The 17,072-nt window shown below is 70.8% G+C and carries 20 protein-coding genes and 1 pseudogene; 19 read left to right on the top strand and 2 right to left on the bottom strand.

Annotated elements, in window-relative coordinates:
• Position 1: 1 nt before the first annotated feature.
• The 11 genes from ABT300_RS24415 (at position 2) to ABT300_RS24360 (ending at position 8,592) form a co-directional block, all read left to right on the top strand.
• Positions 2 to 400 (top strand): TadE/TadG family type IV pilus assembly protein, encoded by a 399-nt coding sequence (locus ABT300_RS24415; protein WP_351679359.1) that lies wholly within the window; start codon positions 2 to 4, stop codon positions 398 to 400.
• A gap of 1 nt (position 401) precedes the next feature.
• Positions 402 to 770: a TadE/TadG family type IV pilus assembly protein gene (locus tag ABT300_RS24410; RefSeq protein WP_351679356.1), complete on the top strand. Its 369-nt coding sequence runs from the start codon at positions 402 to 404 to the stop codon at positions 768 to 770.
• A gap of 61 nt (positions 771 to 831) precedes the next feature.
• Positions 832 to 2,169, top strand: coding sequence for a TadA family conjugal transfer-associated ATPase (locus ABT300_RS24405; protein ID WP_351679353.1), 1,338 nt, complete (start codon positions 832 to 834; stop codon positions 2,167 to 2,169).
• 5 nt (positions 2,170 to 2,174) lie between these two features.
• On the top strand, positions 2,175 to 3,119 hold the full coding sequence (locus ABT300_RS24400) for a type II secretion system F family protein (protein WP_351679351.1): 945 nt from the start codon (positions 2,175 to 2,177) through the stop codon (positions 3,117 to 3,119).
• Between the two features lie 23 nt (positions 3,120 to 3,142).
• A complete protein-coding gene (locus ABT300_RS24395; RefSeq protein WP_351679348.1) occupies positions 3,143 to 4,030 on the top strand; it encodes a DUF5936 domain-containing protein in 888 nt (295 codons plus the stop codon).
• An 8-nt stretch (positions 4,031 to 4,038) separates the two neighbouring features.
• On the top strand, positions 4,039 to 5,487 hold the full coding sequence (locus ABT300_RS24385) for a sensor histidine kinase (protein WP_502977989.1): 1,449 nt from the start codon (positions 4,039 to 4,041) through the stop codon (positions 5,485 to 5,487).
• Positions 5,488 to 5,519: 32 nt separating this feature from the next.
• Positions 5,520 to 6,374: a response regulator gene (locus ABT300_RS24380; protein WP_351679388.1), complete on the top strand. Its 855-nt coding sequence runs from the start codon at positions 5,520 to 5,522 to the stop codon at positions 6,372 to 6,374.
• Positions 6,375 to 6,537: 163 nt separating this feature from the next.
• Positions 6,538 to 6,735, top strand: coding sequence for a Flp family type IVb pilin (locus tag ABT300_RS24375; protein ID WP_351679340.1), 198 nt, complete (start codon positions 6,538 to 6,540; stop codon positions 6,733 to 6,735).
• Complete coding sequence (locus tag ABT300_RS24370) at positions 6,732 to 7,331, top strand: pilus assembly protein TadG-related protein (protein WP_351679386.1); 600 nt, start codon at positions 6,732 to 6,734, stop codon at positions 7,329 to 7,331. The genes ABT300_RS24375 and ABT300_RS24370 overlap by 4 nt, the downstream gene beginning before the upstream one ends.
• Positions 7,332 to 7,360: 29 nt before the next feature.
• Positions 7,361 to 7,945, top strand: coding sequence for a hypothetical protein (locus ABT300_RS24365; RefSeq protein ID WP_351679337.1), 585 nt, complete (start codon positions 7,361 to 7,363; stop codon positions 7,943 to 7,945).
• Between the two features lie 8 nt (positions 7,946 to 7,953).
• The gene (locus tag ABT300_RS24360; protein ID WP_351679335.1) at positions 7,954 to 8,592 is read left to right on the top strand and encodes an OmpA family protein; all 639 of its coding nucleotides are present in this window, start codon (positions 7,954 to 7,956) and stop codon (positions 8,590 to 8,592) included.
• A gap of 33 nt (positions 8,593 to 8,625) precedes the next feature.
• Here the strand turns inward: ABT300_RS24360 and ABT300_RS24355 are convergent, their stop codons facing one another.
• Positions 8,626 to 8,916, bottom strand: a complete 291-nt coding sequence (locus ABT300_RS24355; protein ID WP_351679333.1) for a winged helix-turn-helix domain-containing protein — start codon at positions 8,914 to 8,916, stop codon at positions 8,626 to 8,628.
• Positions 8,917 to 9,062: 146 nt separating this feature from the next.
• Here ABT300_RS24355 and ABT300_RS24350 point away from each other — a divergent pair, with 146 nt between their 5' ends.
• The gene (locus tag ABT300_RS24350; protein ID WP_351679331.1) at positions 9,063 to 9,422 is read left to right on the top strand and encodes a hypothetical protein; all 360 of its coding nucleotides are present in this window, start codon (positions 9,063 to 9,065) and stop codon (positions 9,420 to 9,422) included.
• Between the two features lie 356 nt (positions 9,423 to 9,778).
• On the opposite strand, the gene ABT300_RS24345 is transcribed toward ABT300_RS24350, so the two are convergent.
• Entirely contained in the window at positions 9,779 to 10,387 is a 609-nt protein-coding gene (locus ABT300_RS24345; RefSeq protein WP_351679329.1) for a dihydrofolate reductase family protein, read from the bottom strand.
• A gap of 77 nt (positions 10,388 to 10,464) precedes the next feature.
• Here ABT300_RS24345 and ABT300_RS24340 point away from each other — a divergent pair, with 77 nt between their 5' ends.
• The 7 genes and pseudogenes from ABT300_RS24340 to ABT300_RS24310 all read left to right on the top strand — a co-directional run.
• The gene (locus ABT300_RS24340) at positions 10,465 to 10,854 is read left to right on the top strand and encodes a DUF192 domain-containing protein (protein WP_351679327.1); all 390 of its coding nucleotides are present in this window, start codon (positions 10,465 to 10,467) and stop codon (positions 10,852 to 10,854) included.
• Between the two features lie 96 nt (positions 10,855 to 10,950).
• Positions 10,951 to 11,784 carry a methyltransferase domain-containing protein gene (locus ABT300_RS24335; protein WP_351679325.1) on the top strand — a complete coding sequence of 278 codons (834 nt, stop codon included), beginning with the start codon at positions 10,951 to 10,953 and terminating at the stop codon, positions 11,782 to 11,784.
• A gap of 534 nt (positions 11,785 to 12,318) precedes the next feature.
• A complete protein-coding gene (locus tag ABT300_RS24330; protein ID WP_351679323.1) occupies positions 12,319 to 13,092 on the top strand; it encodes an isoprenyl transferase in 774 nt (257 codons plus the stop codon).
• Positions 13,093 to 13,467: 375 nt separating this feature from the next.
• Positions 13,468 to 14,793, top strand: coding sequence for an RNA 5'-3' helicase PhoH2 (gene phoH2 / locus ABT300_RS24325; RefSeq protein ID WP_351679321.1), 1,326 nt, complete (start codon positions 13,468 to 13,470; stop codon positions 14,791 to 14,793).
• Positions 14,794 to 15,214: 421 nt separating this feature from the next.
• On the top strand, positions 15,215 to 15,889 hold the full coding sequence (locus ABT300_RS24320) for an aggregation-promoting factor C-terminal-like domain-containing protein (protein ID WP_351679319.1): 675 nt from the start codon (positions 15,215 to 15,217) through the stop codon (positions 15,887 to 15,889).
• A 139-nt stretch (positions 15,890 to 16,028) separates the two neighbouring features.
• Positions 16,029 to 16,757, top strand: a complete 729-nt coding sequence (locus ABT300_RS24315) for an aggregation-promoting factor C-terminal-like domain-containing protein (protein ID WP_351679317.1) — start codon at positions 16,029 to 16,031, stop codon at positions 16,755 to 16,757.
• A gap of 164 nt (positions 16,758 to 16,921) precedes the next feature.
• Positions 16,922 to 17,072, top strand: a pseudogene (locus tag ABT300_RS24310) (AI-2E family transporter); the annotation flags it as partial.

Here is a 17,072-nt window from a genome sequence, read left to right as displayed (position 1 = left end):
GATGACCGCACGGCGGACGAGGGCGTTCCTCGCGGGCGACCGGGGCCAGGTCACCGTCGAGTTCCTCGGCATGCTCCCGACGATCATCGTGACCCTGGTGGTGGTGTGGCAGTTCGTCCTCCTGGGATACACGTACACGCTCGCGGGGAATGCTGCCGACGAGGCGGTGCGGGCGGGCACGGCGGCGCATCCGGGGGCGCGGTCGGCGGCCTGCGCGCAGGCGGGCAAGGACAAGCTGGGGGACGCGTGGGAGGGCGGCGCCGAGGTGAGCTGCGGCGGCAGCGGCTTCGTGACGGCCGAGGTCACGCTGCACGTCCCCGTGCTGGTCCCGGGCCTGATCGACTTCCCGTTCCCGGTGCGCGCCCACGCGGGCGCGGTCGAGGAAGAGGACGGCGACTGAGATGGCGTACAGAACGCGAAGGCGGAGGCGTGGGAGCGGGCGGGACCGGGGCCAGGCGGCCATCGAGTACCTGGGCTTCCTGCCCGTCCTCCTCGCCGTCGCCCTGGCCGCCGTCCAGCTCGGGCTGATCGCGTACGCGGCGCAGCAGGCCGGGACCGCGGCGCGCACGGGGGCGCGCAGCGCGTCCCTGCGCGAGGACTACGCCGGGGACTGCGCGCGGGCGGTCAGCAGCTGGCTGGACGCCAGTTGCTCGCCCGCGTACTCCGACAAGGAGGTCCAGGTCACCTCCACCGTCGTCATCCCGTCCGTCATCCCCGGCGTCGGATTCGGAGAGGCGCACAGGACGGCGACCATGCCACTCGACCACTGACGCCCACGCAGTCCACGAGACCGACGAAGTCATCGACGAAGTCCACGAGGAGGAACCGGAGATGAGCCTGCGGGCGCGCATCACCGCCCCCGACGAGCACGGCGGGCGCGGCGAGGACGGCCACCTGGTCACGTCCTACCGGGCCAAGCTGCTGGAGGAGATCGACCTCGCCGAGATGAGCGCGCTGGCGGCGGCCGAACGCCGGGCACGGCTGGAGCGGGTGCTCGGGCACATCATCAGCCGCGAGGGGCCGGTGCTGTCCACGGGGGAACGCGCGCAGCTGATCCGCCGGGTCGTCGACGAAGCCCTCGGCCTCGGCATCCTGGAGCCGTTGCTCGAGGACGCGTCGATCACCGAGATCATGGTCAACGGCCCGGACGCGATCTTCGTCGAGCGCAGCGGCCGGGTGGAGCAGCTTCCCCTGCGCTTCGCGTCGAACGACCAGCTGATGCAGACGATCGAACGCATCGTCTCCACGGTCAACCGGCGGGTGGACGAGACGAACCCGATGGTCGACGCCCGCCTCCCGTCCGGCGAACGCGTCAACGTGATCATCCCCCCGCTGTCGCTCACCGGCGCGATCCTCACCATCCGCCGTTTCCCGCGCTCCTTCACCCTGCACGAACTGGTCGGCTTCGGCTCGCTGGACGAGCAGATGCTGTACCTGCTCGCCGCACTCGTCCAGGCCAAGTTCAACGTGATCGTCTCGGGCGCGACGGGCACCGGCAAGACGACGCTGCTGAACGCGCTCTCCGGTCTGATCCCGGACGGCGAGCGCATCATCACCATCGAGGACTCGGCGGAACTGCAGCTCCAGCAGTCCCATGTGATCCGCCTGGAGTCCCGCCCGCCGAACGTGGAGGGCAACGGCCGCATCACCATCCGCGACCTGGTCCGCAACTCCCTGCGGATGCGCCCCGACCGGATCGTCGTCGGCGAGGTCCGCGGCGGCGAGTCGCTCGACATGCTCCAGGCGATGTCGACGGGCCACGACGGCTCCCTCGCCACGGTCCACGCCAACAGCGCGGAGGACGCGCTGATGCGGCTGCAGACCCTCGCCTCGATGTCGGACGTCGAGATCCCCTTCGTCGCGCTGCACGACCAGATCAACAGCGCGGTCGACGTCGTCGTCCAGCTCACCCGCTTCGCCGACGGCGGCCGCCGCGTCACCGAGATCGCCCTGCTGGACAGCCACGGCGGAGAGCCGTACCGGCTGGCGACGATCGCCCGTTTCAACGCCCGGCCGATGGCCGCCGACGGCCGTATCGACGGCGCCTTCGAGTACTTCCCCCTCCCGCGCCGCACCGCGGACCGGCTCTACATGGCGAGCCAGCCGATCCCGCAGGCGTTCGGGGTCGCGCGTGACGCACTCGAACTGACCACAAGGGAAGCCCGGTAACGCTGATGGACCTCGACACCCTCATCGACCTCACCATCGGTGCGGCCCTGCTGACCTGCGTTCTGGCCGTCGCAGGCCTGCACGCCCACGCCCGGGGCCGGGCGCAGCGCGCCGAACTGGTGGACCGCCTGACCTCGGCAGGGCAGACGTCCGGCGACGGCCCTCGACGGCGCTTCCACACCCTGGACCGGCGGCTGCGCCGCACGGCGACCGGCCGCAGGCTGGAGCTCAAACTCGCGGCGACGGGTCTGGACGTGACGCCGGGCGAGTTCTTCGTCTACCTGCTGGCCGCGGTGACCGGTCTGTGGCTCGTCGGCCAGGCCACCCTCGCCCCCTTCTTCGGGCCGATCGCCGGCCTGCTGGGCGTGTGGGCCGCCTGGCAGTTCCTGACCTGGCAACGCCAGAAACGCATCGAGAAGTTCATCAACCAGCTCCCCGAACTGGCCCGCATCCTGGCCAACGCCACCCATGCCGGGCTGGCGCTGCGCACCGCGATCGGCATGGCGGCGGAGGAGCTGGAGGCGCCGGCCGGCGAGGAACTCGCCAAGGTCGCCAACCAGTTGGCCGTCGGCCACTCCATGGACGACGCTCTCGGCGAACTCGCCGAGCGGCTCCCCTCCCGCGAGCTGGTCGTCCTCGTCACCACCCTGGTCCTCTCCAACCGGGCCGGCGGTCAGGTCGTCGGCGCGCTGCGCAATCTGACGGAGACGCTGGAGGAACGCAAGGAGACCCGACGCGAGGTGCGCACCCAACTGTCCCAGGTGAACATGACGTCGTACGCGGTGCCGGTGCTGGGGGTCGGCTCCCTCTTCCTCATGAACGGCGTCAAGGACGGGGCCCTGGAGCGCATGACCGGCTCCCCGGTCGGCCAGGGCGCCGTCATCATCGCCTTCGCCCTGTACGCGGTCGGCTTCGTCCTCATCCGCCGCATGTCCCGCATCGACGTCTGAGCGGCCGGGAAGGAGCGCGCGTCATGGAACTGCTGCTCGCACTCGTCATGGGCCTCGCCGTCTGGGGCGTCTTCGCCGGCGTCCGCATGTACCGGGCGGACGCCAAGCTCCCGCCGGACCTGGCCCTGGCCCTGGAGGTCGGCGCGACCCGCACCGGCGCGGTCGACTCCGTCGTGGACCGGCTCGGCATGCGGTACGCGCCCGCCGTGCTGCGCCTGATGGGCCCCAAGCAGGTCGCCAGATACCGACGCAAGATCGACCTGGCGGGCAACCCGGGCGGTCTGACCATCGACCGCTACGCGGCGCGCCGCGCGGTGTACGGCGCGCTCGGCGGCTTCGGCGGGCTCGTGTTCCTGCTGCAGGGCAGGATCGTGGTGGCCCTGCTGCTCTTCGCGTTCGCGGCGTTCTGGACCGAGGTCGGCATCTGGGCGGCGATCCGGATCCGCAAGGACGTGATCGAGCGGACGCTGCCCGACTTCCTGGACGTCCTCGCCGTCGTCGTGAGCGCCGGGCTGGGCTTCCGGCAGGCGCTCGACCGCGTCGCGTCGAAGTACGAGGGGCCCTGGGCGGACGAGATCCGCATCACCCTGCGGCAGATGGACCTCGGCGTGAGCCGCCGGCAGGCCTTCGCCGAACTGCGCCTGCGCAACGACTCCGAGCAGGTGGCCATGTTCGTCACCGCGCTCCAGCAGGGCGAGGAACTGGGCGCGCCGATCGTGGACACGCTCGTGTCGATCGCCAAGGACATGCGCCGCACCGACGCCCAGAACGCCCGCCGCAAGGCCGCCCGGGCGGTGCCGAGGGCCACGTTGATGATCACCACGTTCATGGTCCCGGCGACGATGCTCCTGCTCGGCGCCGGCCTCCTGCTCGGCTCCGGCACGGACTTCAGCCCGCTCACGGGCGACTAGGCGGGTGGATGACGGCGATGACGGCGACGACGACCGCGACGGAGACGGCCGCGACGGCCACGACGGCCACGACGGAGACTGCCGCGACGACGGTGACGACGGCTACGACTGGGACTCGGACCGGGACTGGGGCCGGAGCGGCGCCGGCCGGCGCGCGGACGGCGTTCAGGAAGGCGCGCGGCAGGCTGCCGAGGAGGCGGGTGAAGCCGCCGACGGCGGACCCTCCCACGAGCATCCCGATCCAGGTCAACGCGCTGCAGGCGTTGTCCCGCCAGATCTTCGGCTTCCGGCTGGCCATGATCGCCGTCGCGTCCCCGGCAGCCCTCCTCAACGCGGCCCCCGGAACGGGCGTCCGGCTGGTGGGGGCGGCGGTGGTCGTCACCTTCATGGGCTCGTACGTCCTCTTCCGCGACTGGGAACGCTTCGGCCCCCTCCTGTTGAGACACCCCTCGCTGCTCGTCGCGGACACCCTCCTCGGCGCGCTGCTGCTGGTCTCCGCGGGCCCCGGCACGACACTCGCCTACGTCAGCGTCTGCACGCCCCTGCTGGCAGGCATCGTCTACGGCTGGCGGGGCGCCGCCTGCTTCGCCTCCCTCCAGTCGCTGATCCTGCTGCTCGTCCACGCTGCGCTGCGGCACGGGCCCGACGTGAGCGTGGCGGAACGGCTGCTGCTGCCCGGCCTCTGCGTCATCACGGGCGCGATGGGCTCCGCCCTGCGCGCACTGATGCTCCGCTTCGGCGCGGCGACGCAGGCCCTGACCGACGTCAAGGCGCGCCTCGCCGTCACCGAGGCCGTCGCCGCGGAACGTGCCCGACTGGCCCGGGAGATGCACGACTCGGTGGCCAAGACGCTGCACGGCGTCGCTCTCGCCGCGGACGCCCTGGCCCGCTCGGCGGGCTCGCCCGACACGGACCCGGCCCGGGTGCGCCGGCACGCCGAACTGATCGCGCGCGCCGCACGTCACGCCGCCGCGGAGTCCCGGGAACTCCTCACCGACCTACGCCGTGAGGAGCCGGAGGACACCGCTCGCGGCGTCGACGTCCTGCCCGAACTAGCGGCCCGCACACGGGACTTCGCCGCCCGCACCGGCCTGGCGGCCAGCTACCACGCCACCGGCGACCGGGCGACGCTTCCCGTGCCGCCCGCGGTGGCCCGCCATCTCCTCACGATCACCTCGGAAGCCATGGACAACGTCCGGCGCCACGCTGACCCGACCCGCGTCGCCGTGCACGCGGGCGTCCACGGCGACCGCCTGTGCATCAGCGTCTACGACGACGGCCGCGGCCTGCCCGACGGCACCACCCTCGAAGAACTGCGCCGGTCCGGGCACTTCGGTCTGGTCGGCATGGTCGAGCGGGCCGCCGCCATCGGCGCCCGCATCGACATCGGCCGCGGCGCCCACCCCGGGGGCACCGAAGTCCGCCTCGAACTGCCCCTGACGGGGTCCCGCCCGTGAACGACACCCCGCACCCGAAGGAACGCCACGTCATGCCGGACCCGCCCGCACCGCCCGGCGCGGCGCAGCCGCTCTTCCCGCCGTCTCCCCGCCCCGCCCCCGTGCGCGTCGTCGTGGCCGACGACAACCCGGTGGTCCGCGCGGGCCTGACCGCTCTTCTCTCCGGCCGGGACGACATCACGGTCGTCGCGGAGGCGGCGGACGGCCGGGAGGCCTACGAGAGCGCCGTACGGCACCGCCCGGACGTCGTCCTCCTGGACGTCCGCATGCCCGGCGTCGACGGACTCACGGCCCTCCCGCACCTGGCGCGGATCGCCCGGGTCGTGATGCTGACGTACAGCCACGAGGCCGAGATCGTCCAGGCGGCCCTGCGGGGCGGAGCCGGTGGATACCTGGTCCACGGGGAGTTCACCGCCGAGGAACTGGCGTCGGCGGTACGGGACATCACCCGAGGCCGCGCCCACCTCACGCCGACGGCGGCCACAGCGGTGATGGCGCACCTCTACCCCGATGCGACTGCACACGTAAAAACGGACCTGCTTTCCCCATTTCCAGAGACTTCTGACAATCCGCTTTCGCACCTGCAATCACCTATGGGACAGTCGCTCCAGAGACGGGAGCAGGAACGGGAACAGGAGAGGGAACGGGAAAGGGAACGGCAGGCCGGCACGAGAAGCCGACTCAGCGCGAGGGAGGCGGAGATCATGGACCTCATCGCATCGGGCATGAACAACCAGCAGATCGCCGCCACTTGTTTCATCAGCGAGAAGACGGTCAAGAACCACATCAACCGGATCTTCGCGAAGCTCCACAGCGCCAGTCGCGCCGAAGCCACCGCCACATGGCTGGGCACGGCCCCCGGCGCCGCACACCGAGGGGTGGGGTGACGGGTGACGAGGGAGCGAGTGCACGGCCGTGCGATCCGGAAATGGGCCCGGGATTGGGCCCGGAGACCCTCTACCGGAATCGGCGTCGAGGCCTACGCTCAGGGTGCAGACAGCGGCACCGGCGACCAGCGAGCCGGTCACGCGACACCCGGAGGGGAACAGCATGACCCAGTGGATCAGCACGGTCGTCGCCCGTGTCCAGTCCCGATCACCCCGCAACGACAGCGGCCAGACCGCGGTGGAGTACCTGGGCATCATCGCCGTGGTCGTGGCGATCGTCCTGGCGATCACGGGCACGGACATCGGCCAGACGATTTACAACGCGATCACGGACAAGATCAACGAGGTCATCTCCGGCTGACGAAGTCACCTCGTTTCGGCGATGCAGGGCAGGCCTTCCCCATCTACATCACGGTGGTGGCGGGTCTGCTCTTTCTCGCGTTCGCCTACCTGGCCGTGGGACAGGCCGCGGCGAACCGCAACGGTGCGCAGACGGCCGCCGACGCGGCGGCCCTCGCCGCTGCTCTGGACACGAGGGACGAGCTCGCCGACGAATGGGCGGCGAACGTGCTCGACCCGACCAAGTGGCAGGCCATCTTCGACGCCGCCCAGGCGGATTTCGACGGGTGCGGACGTGCGACGCAACTGGCCGCGGAGAACCACGCGACCGTGGAGTGCGGACGGTCGGACGGGCTGCCGCCCGGCTACACGGTGGACGTCCAGACGACCAAGTCCGTCGGCGACTCCATCGTGCCCGGCACCGAGAACCTGCACGCGAAGGCGACCGCCACCGCGGTGATCGAGCCGGCCTGCACCTTCGAGCTGCCCGAGGACGCCGACCCGGCCCTGCTGCCGACGCTCACCTGCGGGGACGGCGACGAGTGGACTCTGGATCCGGAGCACCTCACGGAACTCCCCCGGCCCGAAGACCTCTTTCACGTCCATTTGGCCGACTGAGCAGCGAACGACGAGAAGGAAGCAGCGTGATGAGCATTCGGTTCACGGCGATGGCCGTCAGGAGGGTGGCCGCTCTGACAGCGGTGGCCGGGTTGGTCCTTGGCGTGGCCGGTTGCGGCGGAGGCGACGACGACAAGAAGCCTCCGGCATCGGCGTCGGCGTCCGCTTCGAAGGGGCGAGGCTCTGCGCCGAGCGCCCAGGAAGGGCAGTCCGGTGAGCCTCTCGCCGAACTGAAAGGGCCGAGCGGTCTGCTGCTGGAGATCACTTCGGCCGTGCGTGACTCCGGTGGCTTCGTCACCGTGTCCGCGGACCTGAAGAACGACAGCGCGAAGTTGCTGACGATCCCCGCCCAGCTGAGCGGCAACGAGACGGAGATCATCAGGAACGGCAAGTCCTTCGGCGGCGCGACCCTGGTGGATGCCAAGGGCAAGAAGCGCTACTACGTGCTCCGCGACACGGACGGTCGGCCACTCACCACCACCGGCGTTTCGAGCATCAAGTCCGGTGACTCCGTACCGGTTTTCATGCAGTTTCCGGCACCTCCCGCCGGTACCGCCCAGGTGACGTTCCAGATGCCCATGTTCGCCCCTGCTGACATCACCATCTCCGGGTGAGGCCCCCCATGCCCCCCACCCGCATTGGCCCCCGCACCCGCCCGTCCCGTCTCACCCTCGCCGTGCTCGCCGTCGCCGCCGTGCTCGTCGCCCCCGCGCCCGCCGAGGCCGACACCCCCAGCGTCCCGCCGGGCACCGAACCCACCGCGTCCGCGCCCGTGGACGTCGACGCCAACGACCCCGACCTGAAACTCCCCGAGGGCGGCACGCTCGCCGAGCCCAAGGTGCTCGACATCAAGCAGGTCGTCGAGGACGAGACGGGCGACGAACGCCGGGAGGACACCAACGCCGACGTGACGTTCGCGCTTCAGGCGGAGGTCCTCTTCGGCAAGGACAGCGCGAAGCTCGGCGCGGAGGCGAAGGCGCGCATCACGACGATCGCCGCGGAGATCAAGAAGCAGAACACCACCTTGGTCCGCGTCTTCGGGTTCACCGACAACCTGGGATCCTCGGCGCACGGCGACGTCCTGTCCAAGCAGCGGGCGGACGCCGTCCAGGCGGAGCTCGCGGGCGAGTTGAACGACCCGAAGATCACCTTCGAGGTGCGCGGCTACGGCGAGCAGTACCCCATCTCCGACAACTCGACCGAGGCCGGCCGCAAGAAGAACCGCCGAGTGGAGGTCACGTTCCCGCGCACGGCGAGCTGACCGGCAGACGCCCTTGCTCGGTGCAGGGTGGCGTCACTCTTGCGGCGACGTACTGTCCTCGGACTTGGGCAGCGGATCGGCGACGAAGGTGCCGCGACCGTGAACCGTCTCGATGAGTCCCCGGTCGCGCAGAACCTGAGCCGCGCGCCGGACGGTGAGATAGGCGACGCCGTATTCCTGTGCGAGATCACGTTCGGCTGACAGCCGGACGCCGGGCTGGAGCTCTCCGCTTCGGATCCTCGCCTCGACGTGGTCGGCCACGGCGACGTAGATGAGCTGGGACCCCTGCGGGTTGAAGTCGGGCACCTCACTGCGGTCACTCACAAGGGCAACGTAAGCCGGGGCCGAGCTACGCGAATCTTTAGAGAGCTATACATAGCTCTACATGGCTTAGTAGGGTGAGGTGCAGCAGAGACCCCGGCGACCGCGCGAACGGTCCCGGGGCATGGCCACCAGCCTCTGAGGAGCTGATGACAGTGAGCATTATCCCCGCGCTGCTGCGCTGGATCCTGGGCGTGTGCGCGCCCGGCACCGGCAGGCGTCGAGCAGGCGCGCGCTCTGCCGCGCCCGTCCTCGCACGCGTCCCGGCGAAGACCGGCCCGGCGGCCGTCCGGCTTCCCGTGCTCCGGTCCCCGTACGGGCTGCCCGAGTTCCTCGACGGCGCCGCCACCGTCCCGGTCCGCCCTTACCTGCTCGCGGCGGAGCGGGCTCATCGGCAACTGGAGCGTGAGCGGGCGCGACAGTCGCGGCGTCGTGTGGCCCTGGTCCTGGCGGCGGACTTCGGAATCGACCTGGACCGGCATGTCATGGGCGCGGAGAGGGCGGCGTGACGGGGGCGGGAGGGAAGGTGCCCCGCCGTCCCGTACGGATGTGCGTGCGCTGCGAGGTGACGGGAGTTGTCGCCCGAGTGCGCGCTGGCGGGCCGTCCCGGATACGAGGACGTGCACGGTGCGTGCCGTCGGCTGCGGGACGTTCCGCTGCCGTACGGCGGAGGGCTGCTGCTCGTGCGCCGCTGCGACTGCACCTGTCACCGTCCGCCGTCGGACCAGGCGCGATGAACGCCCACCCGGACGGGGTGGCTTTCGGCTGAGGCCGCGCATCCAGGACCGAACGGCGGGCGACACACCCGCACTCCCCGAGTGTCCGGTGCTCTGTCCGAACCAAGTGAGCGGGAAACAGGGTTCGGCTATGCGACCGGCGTTTCCCCGTCGGTACGCGCGCCCTCTTCGCGTGCTCGCTCGTAGTGCAGCAGGACGACTCCGTTGCCGAACGTGTGGGACTCGAGCAGGGTGAGGGGCGTCAGGGTGTCGGGGTGGGGGAACAGCGGTTTGCCGCGGCCGATGAGGACGGGGTGGACGTACAGGCGGATCTCGTCGACGAGGTCGTGGTGCAGGAAGGCCGCGGCGAGGTCGGCCCCGCCGAGCCCCAGGTCCCCGCCGGGCTGCCGGGTGAGGGCGCGCACCTCGTCGGGCACGACCTCCCGGACGATCACCGTGTTCCAGTCCGCGTGCTGCAGGGTCCGGGAGTACACGTACTTCGGGATGGCCCGCCAGATGCCGGCGAACTCGGCCATGGCCCCGTCGGGATCGACGTCCGGGCCGGAGTCGAACGTGGGCCAGAAGCCGGCCATGAGCTCGTGGGTGACCCGCCCGGAGAGCAGTCCGCCCAGCCCGCGGACGACGTCGTTCATGTGCCGGTGGAGCTCCTCGTCGACACGATGCCAGGAGATGTCGCGGTCGGGTCCCTCGATGTACCCGTCGAGCGACACCGACATCATCAGGACGACCTTGCGCATCAGGCACCTCGCTGGACCACGGGCGGACTCGGCGGACGGTCGGAAGGGTAGGCCTTGGAGGACGCGAAAGGTGGGACATGGGGCGCTGGCGTGACGGGCGGGGCCGGTTGACGGTGCACGGGGACGGCGGGGTCGTCGCGGTCGTCCCGCTGGAGGTCGCGACCTCCTACCGGGCGCGCACCAGGGGCCTGCTGGGGCGGGACGGCGTGGACGGCGCGCTGCTGCTCTCCCCGGCGTCCGGCATCCACACGTTCCGGATGCGCATCACCATCGACGTGGCGTACCTGGCCGGCGATTTCACCGTCCTGGCCGTCCGCACCATGCGTCCCGGCCGCCTCGGCCTGCCTCGGCTGCGCGCCCGGCATGTGCTGGAGGCGGAGGCGGGGGCCCTGGCGGGGTGGGGCGTCGAGCCGGGCGCGCGGGTCACGGTCGAGGTGGACGAGCCAGGCCGCGCCGCTGCGGGGTGAGGGCGCGGGTCGTCCCGTCATCGCCGTGGTCCGCGCTCCGGGGCCGTGGGGAGAATTCACCCGCGCCCACCCCGGCCCCTCTGCGACGATCCCCTCATGAAGGACGACGACGAACGCGACGAGCGCGACGGCCGCAGCGGACGTGACGGACGTGACGGACGTGACGCCTTCGAGGACCTGGTGGCCGAGGGCGTCGCCGTCCCCACCGAGGGCTGGGACTTCTCCTGGTTCGAGGGGCGGGCGACCGAGGCGCGCCCTTCCTGGGGGTACGCGCTGTCGCTGGCCGGGCGGTTGGCGGGCGCGCACGCCGCGCTCGACGTGCAGACCGGGGGAGGGGAGGTGCTGGACTTCGCTCTCGGACGGGCCGCGCCCAAGGCTCCCGCGCTCACCGTCGCGACCGAGGGGTGGCCGGCGAACGTCGCCAAGGCCACCGCGCTGCTGCGGCCGCGCGGCATCGCGGTCGTCGCGGCCCCGCAGGAGGGCCCGCTGCCGTTCGCGGACGCCGCCTTCGACCTGGTCAGCAGCAGGCATCCGGTACGGCCCCTCTGGCACGAGATCGCCCGAGTGCTGCAGCCCGGCGGGACCTACTTCGCCCAACACGTCGGCCCCCGAAGCGTCTTCGAGCTCGTCGAGCACTTCCTCGGGCCGCAGCCGCAGGCGGTGAGCGGCGACCGCCACCCCGACCGGGAGCGCGCCGGCGCGGAGGCGGCGGGCCTGGAGGTCGTCGACCTGCGGGCGGAACGGCTGCGCGTCGAGTTCCACGACATCGCCGCCGTCGTGCACTTCCTGCGCAAGGTCGTGTGGATGGTCCCCGGCTTCACGGTGTCGGCCTATCTGCCCCGGCTCCGCGACCTGCACGAGCAGATCGAGGCCGACGGCCCCTTCGTGGCGCACAGCACCCGCCACCTCGTGGAAGCCCGCCGGCCGTAGAGCCGCCGGGTGACGGGGTCTTCACGGAGTTTCCACATCGTTACCGCGATCGGCTCCTGTCACCCGTCGCCCTCGCGTAACTTCTAGGGAGGGCAATTCGCGTGAGCAAAGCTGCGTGGACGTCACCGCGCAGCGGAGGGGGCTGCGCGGTGACGCCCGCGTCAAGGTGGGGTTCTCCTCGGGTTAGCCCGTCGGGGGGATGTGCGGGCGGATGTCCGAACGGTGCCGAATGCGGCCCGGAACCCCGACTTCCGTCGGCGAACGGGTGACTTTCCCTGCGAATCCGCTGCGTTCCGGCCATGAACCACCCATGATCGACGATCGAAACGGTCACCCGCGTGTCGTCGATCGACTGCGGAGAGTAGTTGTGGCGCGCCGATGCGCGCATCAGCACTCACGAAGGGTTATGGTGGAAACCCCCCCTCGGGCCGGTCCGTCTCCCCCCCACGGACCGGCCCGTTTTTTTGCCCAAGTCCGCACAGGGGTAGGCTGCGCCCCGCGGGGACCGCACCGTTCGGAGGGGCTGACAATCACGTGAACCTGCGCGACAAGCTGCGCGGCCTTCTGGTCAGGCTGTACGCACGCCGGGTGGAAGGCCACCTGGACCACGCTCAGGTGCCCAAGCACATCGGCGTCATCATGGACGGCAACCGACGCTGGGCGAAGGCCGCGGGTTCCACGACCGAGCACGGTCACCGGCGCGGCGCGCACAAGATCGAGGAGTTCCTCGGCTGGTGCACCGAGACGGACGTCGAGGTCGTCACCCTCTGGCTGCTGTCGACGGACAACCTCGACCGCCCGCAGGAAGAACTCGTCCCGCTCCTCGGCATCATCGAGGACGTCGTGCGCACGCTCGCCGCCGACGGCCGCTGGCGCGTCCACCACGTCGGCACGCCCGACATCCTCCCCTCCCATGTGCAGACCGCGCTGAAGGAGGCCGAGGAGTCCACCGCCCACGTCGACGGGATACTGGTCAACGTCGCCATCGGCTACGGCGGACGCCAGGAGATCGCCGACGCCGTGCGCTCGATGATCGTGGACGCGGCGGACCGGGGCACCTCGATGGAGGACCTCGCCGACTCCGTCAGCGTCGACCTGATCGGCCGCCACCTCTACACCGGCGCCCAGCCCGACCCCGATCTCGTGATCCGCACCAGCGGAGAGCAGCGGCTGTCCGGATTCATGCTGTGGCAGACGGCCCATGCGGAGTACTACTTCTGCGAGGTCTTCTGGCCGGCCTTCCGCAAGGTGGACTTCCTGCGCGCCCTGCGCGACTACGCGGCCCGCCACCGCCGCTACGGCGGCTGATTCACCGCACCTGCGGCCGCGCACCCGCGTCCTTCCGGGGCGGCCCGTGTACCCCTTCGCGGGGCGGAAGTAACGAGGAGTTCACCGTCGCGCCGTCATGCGCCCTGGCATGACGGCGCGTTTTCGAGGGCATAAGCCAAGCAGGTCGTCACCCGAACCACGGGTGTCGGATCTCAGCGGACGGCACGGGGCCGTCCGCCCGGGAGGCCCTTTGCACCAGCCCGACCGTGCGGTCACGGCACGGAAGAAGCAGCGGGGGGCCGGTTCTCGGCCCGTGCACAGCGGCCGACGACCGGCCTGGTCGTCGTCTCCGCCCTCCCGGCCCTGCTTCCACTCCGTCGCTCCCCGACCTCATCCGAGGGGGTACGTCCTTCCGTGGTGACCAGCACAAAGCGCCGTATGCCAGACCGGCGCACCTATGTTCTCGACACCAGCGTCCTGCTGGCCGACCCGAACGCCCTGACCCGCTTCGACGAGCACGAGGTCGTGCTCCCCATCGTCGTGGTCACGGAGCTGGAGGCCAAGCGGCACCATCCGGAACTCGGCTACTTCGCCCGGCAGGCGCTGCGCCTGCTGGACGACTACCGGGTGAAGTTCGGTCGCCTCGACGCCCCCATCCCGATCGGGGAACTCGGCGGCACCGTCCGTGTCGAGCTCAACCACTCGGACCCCAGTGTGCTGCCGACCGGCTACCGCCTGGGGGACAACGACTCCCGCATCCTCGCGGTCGCGCGCAATCTGCAGGCCGAGGGATTCGACGTCACCGTCGTGTCGAAGGACCTGCCGCTCAGGATCAAGGCGTCCTCGGTCGGTCTCCTCGCCGAGGAGTACCGCGCCGAGCTCGCCATCACGGGCTCCTCCGGCTGGACCGGAATGTCCGAACTGACCCTGTCCGGCGAGCAGGTGGACATCCTCTTCGAGGAAGGGCACATCCACGCACCCGAGGTCGCGGGCCTGCCCGTGCACACCGGGCTGACCATCCAGTCCGAGCGGGGCAAGGCCCTCGGCCGGGTCACCGCCGACGGAGACGTCCGCCTCGTGCGCGGCGACCGCGAGGCCTTCGGCATCAAGGGCCGCAGCGCCGAGCAGCGCATCGCGCTCGACCTGCTGCTCGACCCGGACGTCGGGATCCTGTCCATGGGCGGCCGGGCCGGCACCGGCAAGTCCGCGCTCGCGCTCTGCGCGGGTCTCGAGGCGGTTCTGGAGCGCCGTCAGCACCAGAAGGTGATGGTCTTCCGACCGCTGTACGCGGTGGGCGGGCAGGAGCTGGGCTATCTGCCCGGGTCCGAGGCCGACAAGATGGGCCCCTGGGCGCAGGCCGTCTTCGACACGCTGTCCGCGGTCACCAGCCGCGACGTCATCGAGGAGGTCACCGCGCGCGGGATGCTGGAGGTCCTGCCCCTGACGCACATCCGGGGCCGCTCCCTCCACGACGCCTTCGTGATCGTCGACGAGGCGCAGTCGCTCGAACGGAATGTGCTGCTCACCGTTCTGTCCCGGATCGGCGCGAATTCCCGGGTCGTTCTGACCCACGATGTGGCGCAAAGGGACAATCTGCGAGTCGGCCGTTATGACGGTGTGGTCGCCGTCGTCGAGAAACTGAAGGGGCATCCGCTCTTCGCCCACGTCACGCTGAACCGGTCCGAGAGGTCCCAGATCGCGGCACTGGTGACCGAAATGCTGGAGGATGGGCAGATCTGAAGGAGATGCCCCAGGAAATCGGGGTGACGCGGTAGTTGGCGCCGTCCGGCAAAGGCAGCGAGCCTAGCCGGGCGGCGCCGGCGTATGTGGGGGTTTCGAGAAATCCCCAGGGCCCTGAAGGGTGTGAGCTTTCACACGTAACCCGGAATTGCCTCACGCAGTCTGGTTACGGCAAAGTCTCAGTCCTGTCAGGCCCCGCATGCGACACATCTGTGCCCCCAGCAATACGGCACTGCTCGAGCATCACCGTCAACTCCATACCGACCGTCGTATGCCGCCCGCGCACCACGCGGCGCTCCCGCACCGGGAGTTGCCCACCGGGCCCGTGTCTCCTGTGACCCCGCAGTTCGGAGACCAGCGACAAGGGCACGATTGCGTCCGCCAGGGTCACCGAAGCGGGCGACGCTGGAAGGAAAACCGTGTGAGCCGGATCTCGGTCCGGGGACTCGCAGTGGCCTCGGCCACGGCGGTCACCGCTGTCGGAAGCGTCGTCGGCGTTGCCTCGGGCAGCGTCGCGCAGGCCAACGACGCAGATGCGACGGCTAGCGACGCGACGCTCCTCGCCGACATCCCCGTGGGCCAGCAGGCCCAGGTGCAGACGGCTTCCCTCACGCAGCAGGCCAGCTACCAGGCCATCGCCGCTGACGAGGGTGCGAAGAAGGATGCCGAGGAAGCCGCCCGCAAGGCCGCGGCCGAGACGGCTGTCGCGAAGAAGGAGGCCGCCGAGAAGGCCGCCAAGGACCGCGCGGAGGCCAAGGCCAAGGCCAGCCGCAGCGCGGGTGACTTCCCGATCCAGGGCTCGTACAGCATCTCGCAGATCCAGGCCATGGCGGCGCAGATGGTGCCGAGCGGCCAGTTCCAGTGCTTCAGCAACATCGTGGACCACGAGTCCAGCTGGAACTACCACGCGGTCAACGCCTCCTCCGGCGCCTACGGTCTCTTCCAGGCGCTGCCCGCCGGCAAGTACTCCTCCGCCGGCTCCGACTGGCAGAGCAACCCGGCCACCCAGATCAAGTGGGGCCTCAACTACATGGACAGCCGGTACGGCAGTCCCTGTGAGGCATGGTCGTTCTGGCAGGCCAACCACTGGTACTAGGCCGCCCTGTGGGCAGCCGACGCCGCTTCGCGGACACCACCTGGGCCGGCGACCGGTACCGCACGACTGAGCCGAGGGCCTACGCGGCCCTCGGCCGTTCGTCGTCCCTTCACCCGATGACACTGCAGAAGGAATTCGTGTGAGCCGGATATCGGTCAGGGGCTTCGCCGTGGCATCGGCGACCGCCGTCACCACCGTCGGAGCCGTCGTGGGAGTCGCCCAGGGCAGCGTCGCGCAGCCCGCCGACGACGCCCAGGCGGTGGGAGACTCCACGCTGCTCGCCGATCTGCCGGCCGGACAGCTCGCCCAGGTGCAGACCGACACGATGACGCACCAGGCGACCGTCCAGGCCATCGCGGCGGACACCACCGCGCGCAAGGCGGCCGAGGAGACGGCCCGCCGGCAGGCCGCCAAGGACGCGGTGGCCAAGCAGAAGGCCGCCGAGGAAGCCGCCGAGAAGGCCGCGGACCTGAAGAAGGCCGCACAGGACGCCAAGGACCGCGCGGCCGCGCGGACCCAGAGCGCGTCGGCCGGCCCCACCGGTGACGCCGACGACTTCCCGCAGCAGGCCTCGTACACGGTCGGCGAGGTCAAGGCCATCGCCCAGCAGATGGTGCCCAGCGGGCAGTTCCAGTGCTTCAGCAACATCGTGAACCACGAGTCCACGTGGAACTACCGGGCCGTCAACCCCTCTTCCGGCGCGTACGGCCTCGTCCAGGCCTACCCCGGGTCGAAGATGTCGTCCGCGGGCTCCGACTGGCGGACCAACCCGGCCACGCAGATCAAGTGGGGCCTGAACTACATGAACGAGCGGTACGGCAGCCCCTGCGATGCCTGGGCCTTCTGGCAGGCCAACGGCTCGTACTGACCGCCGGTTCCGGCCCGTTCGGCCCGGGGTGACGATCCGGCCGTTCTCGACTCCGCACAGCCCCTCCCCGTACACCGGGGGAGGGGCTGTCGCCCTGTACGGTCGTACCGGGACCGACGACTCCAGGGGGAGTGGTGGGGAGAGACGGGGGAAGAGGACGGATCATGTCGAGAGTGCCACGGTGGCTCGGCCGGCTCGGCGCCGGTCTCAGCGAGATGAGCGAGCGGCTCGACGAGCGGCGCGCCGAGGTCGAGCGGGAGGGCGCGGCCGAACGCGACCCGGCGCCGCCCGCGGCGCCGTCCCCCGAGGAGTACA

This window comes from Streptomyces sp. NPDC001027, assembly GCF_040299045.1.
In the GTDB taxonomy this organism is placed as follows: domain Bacteria; phylum Actinomycetota; class Actinomycetes; order Streptomycetales; family Streptomycetaceae; genus Streptomyces.
This window is presented reverse-complemented; position numbering and strand designations above follow the sequence as displayed.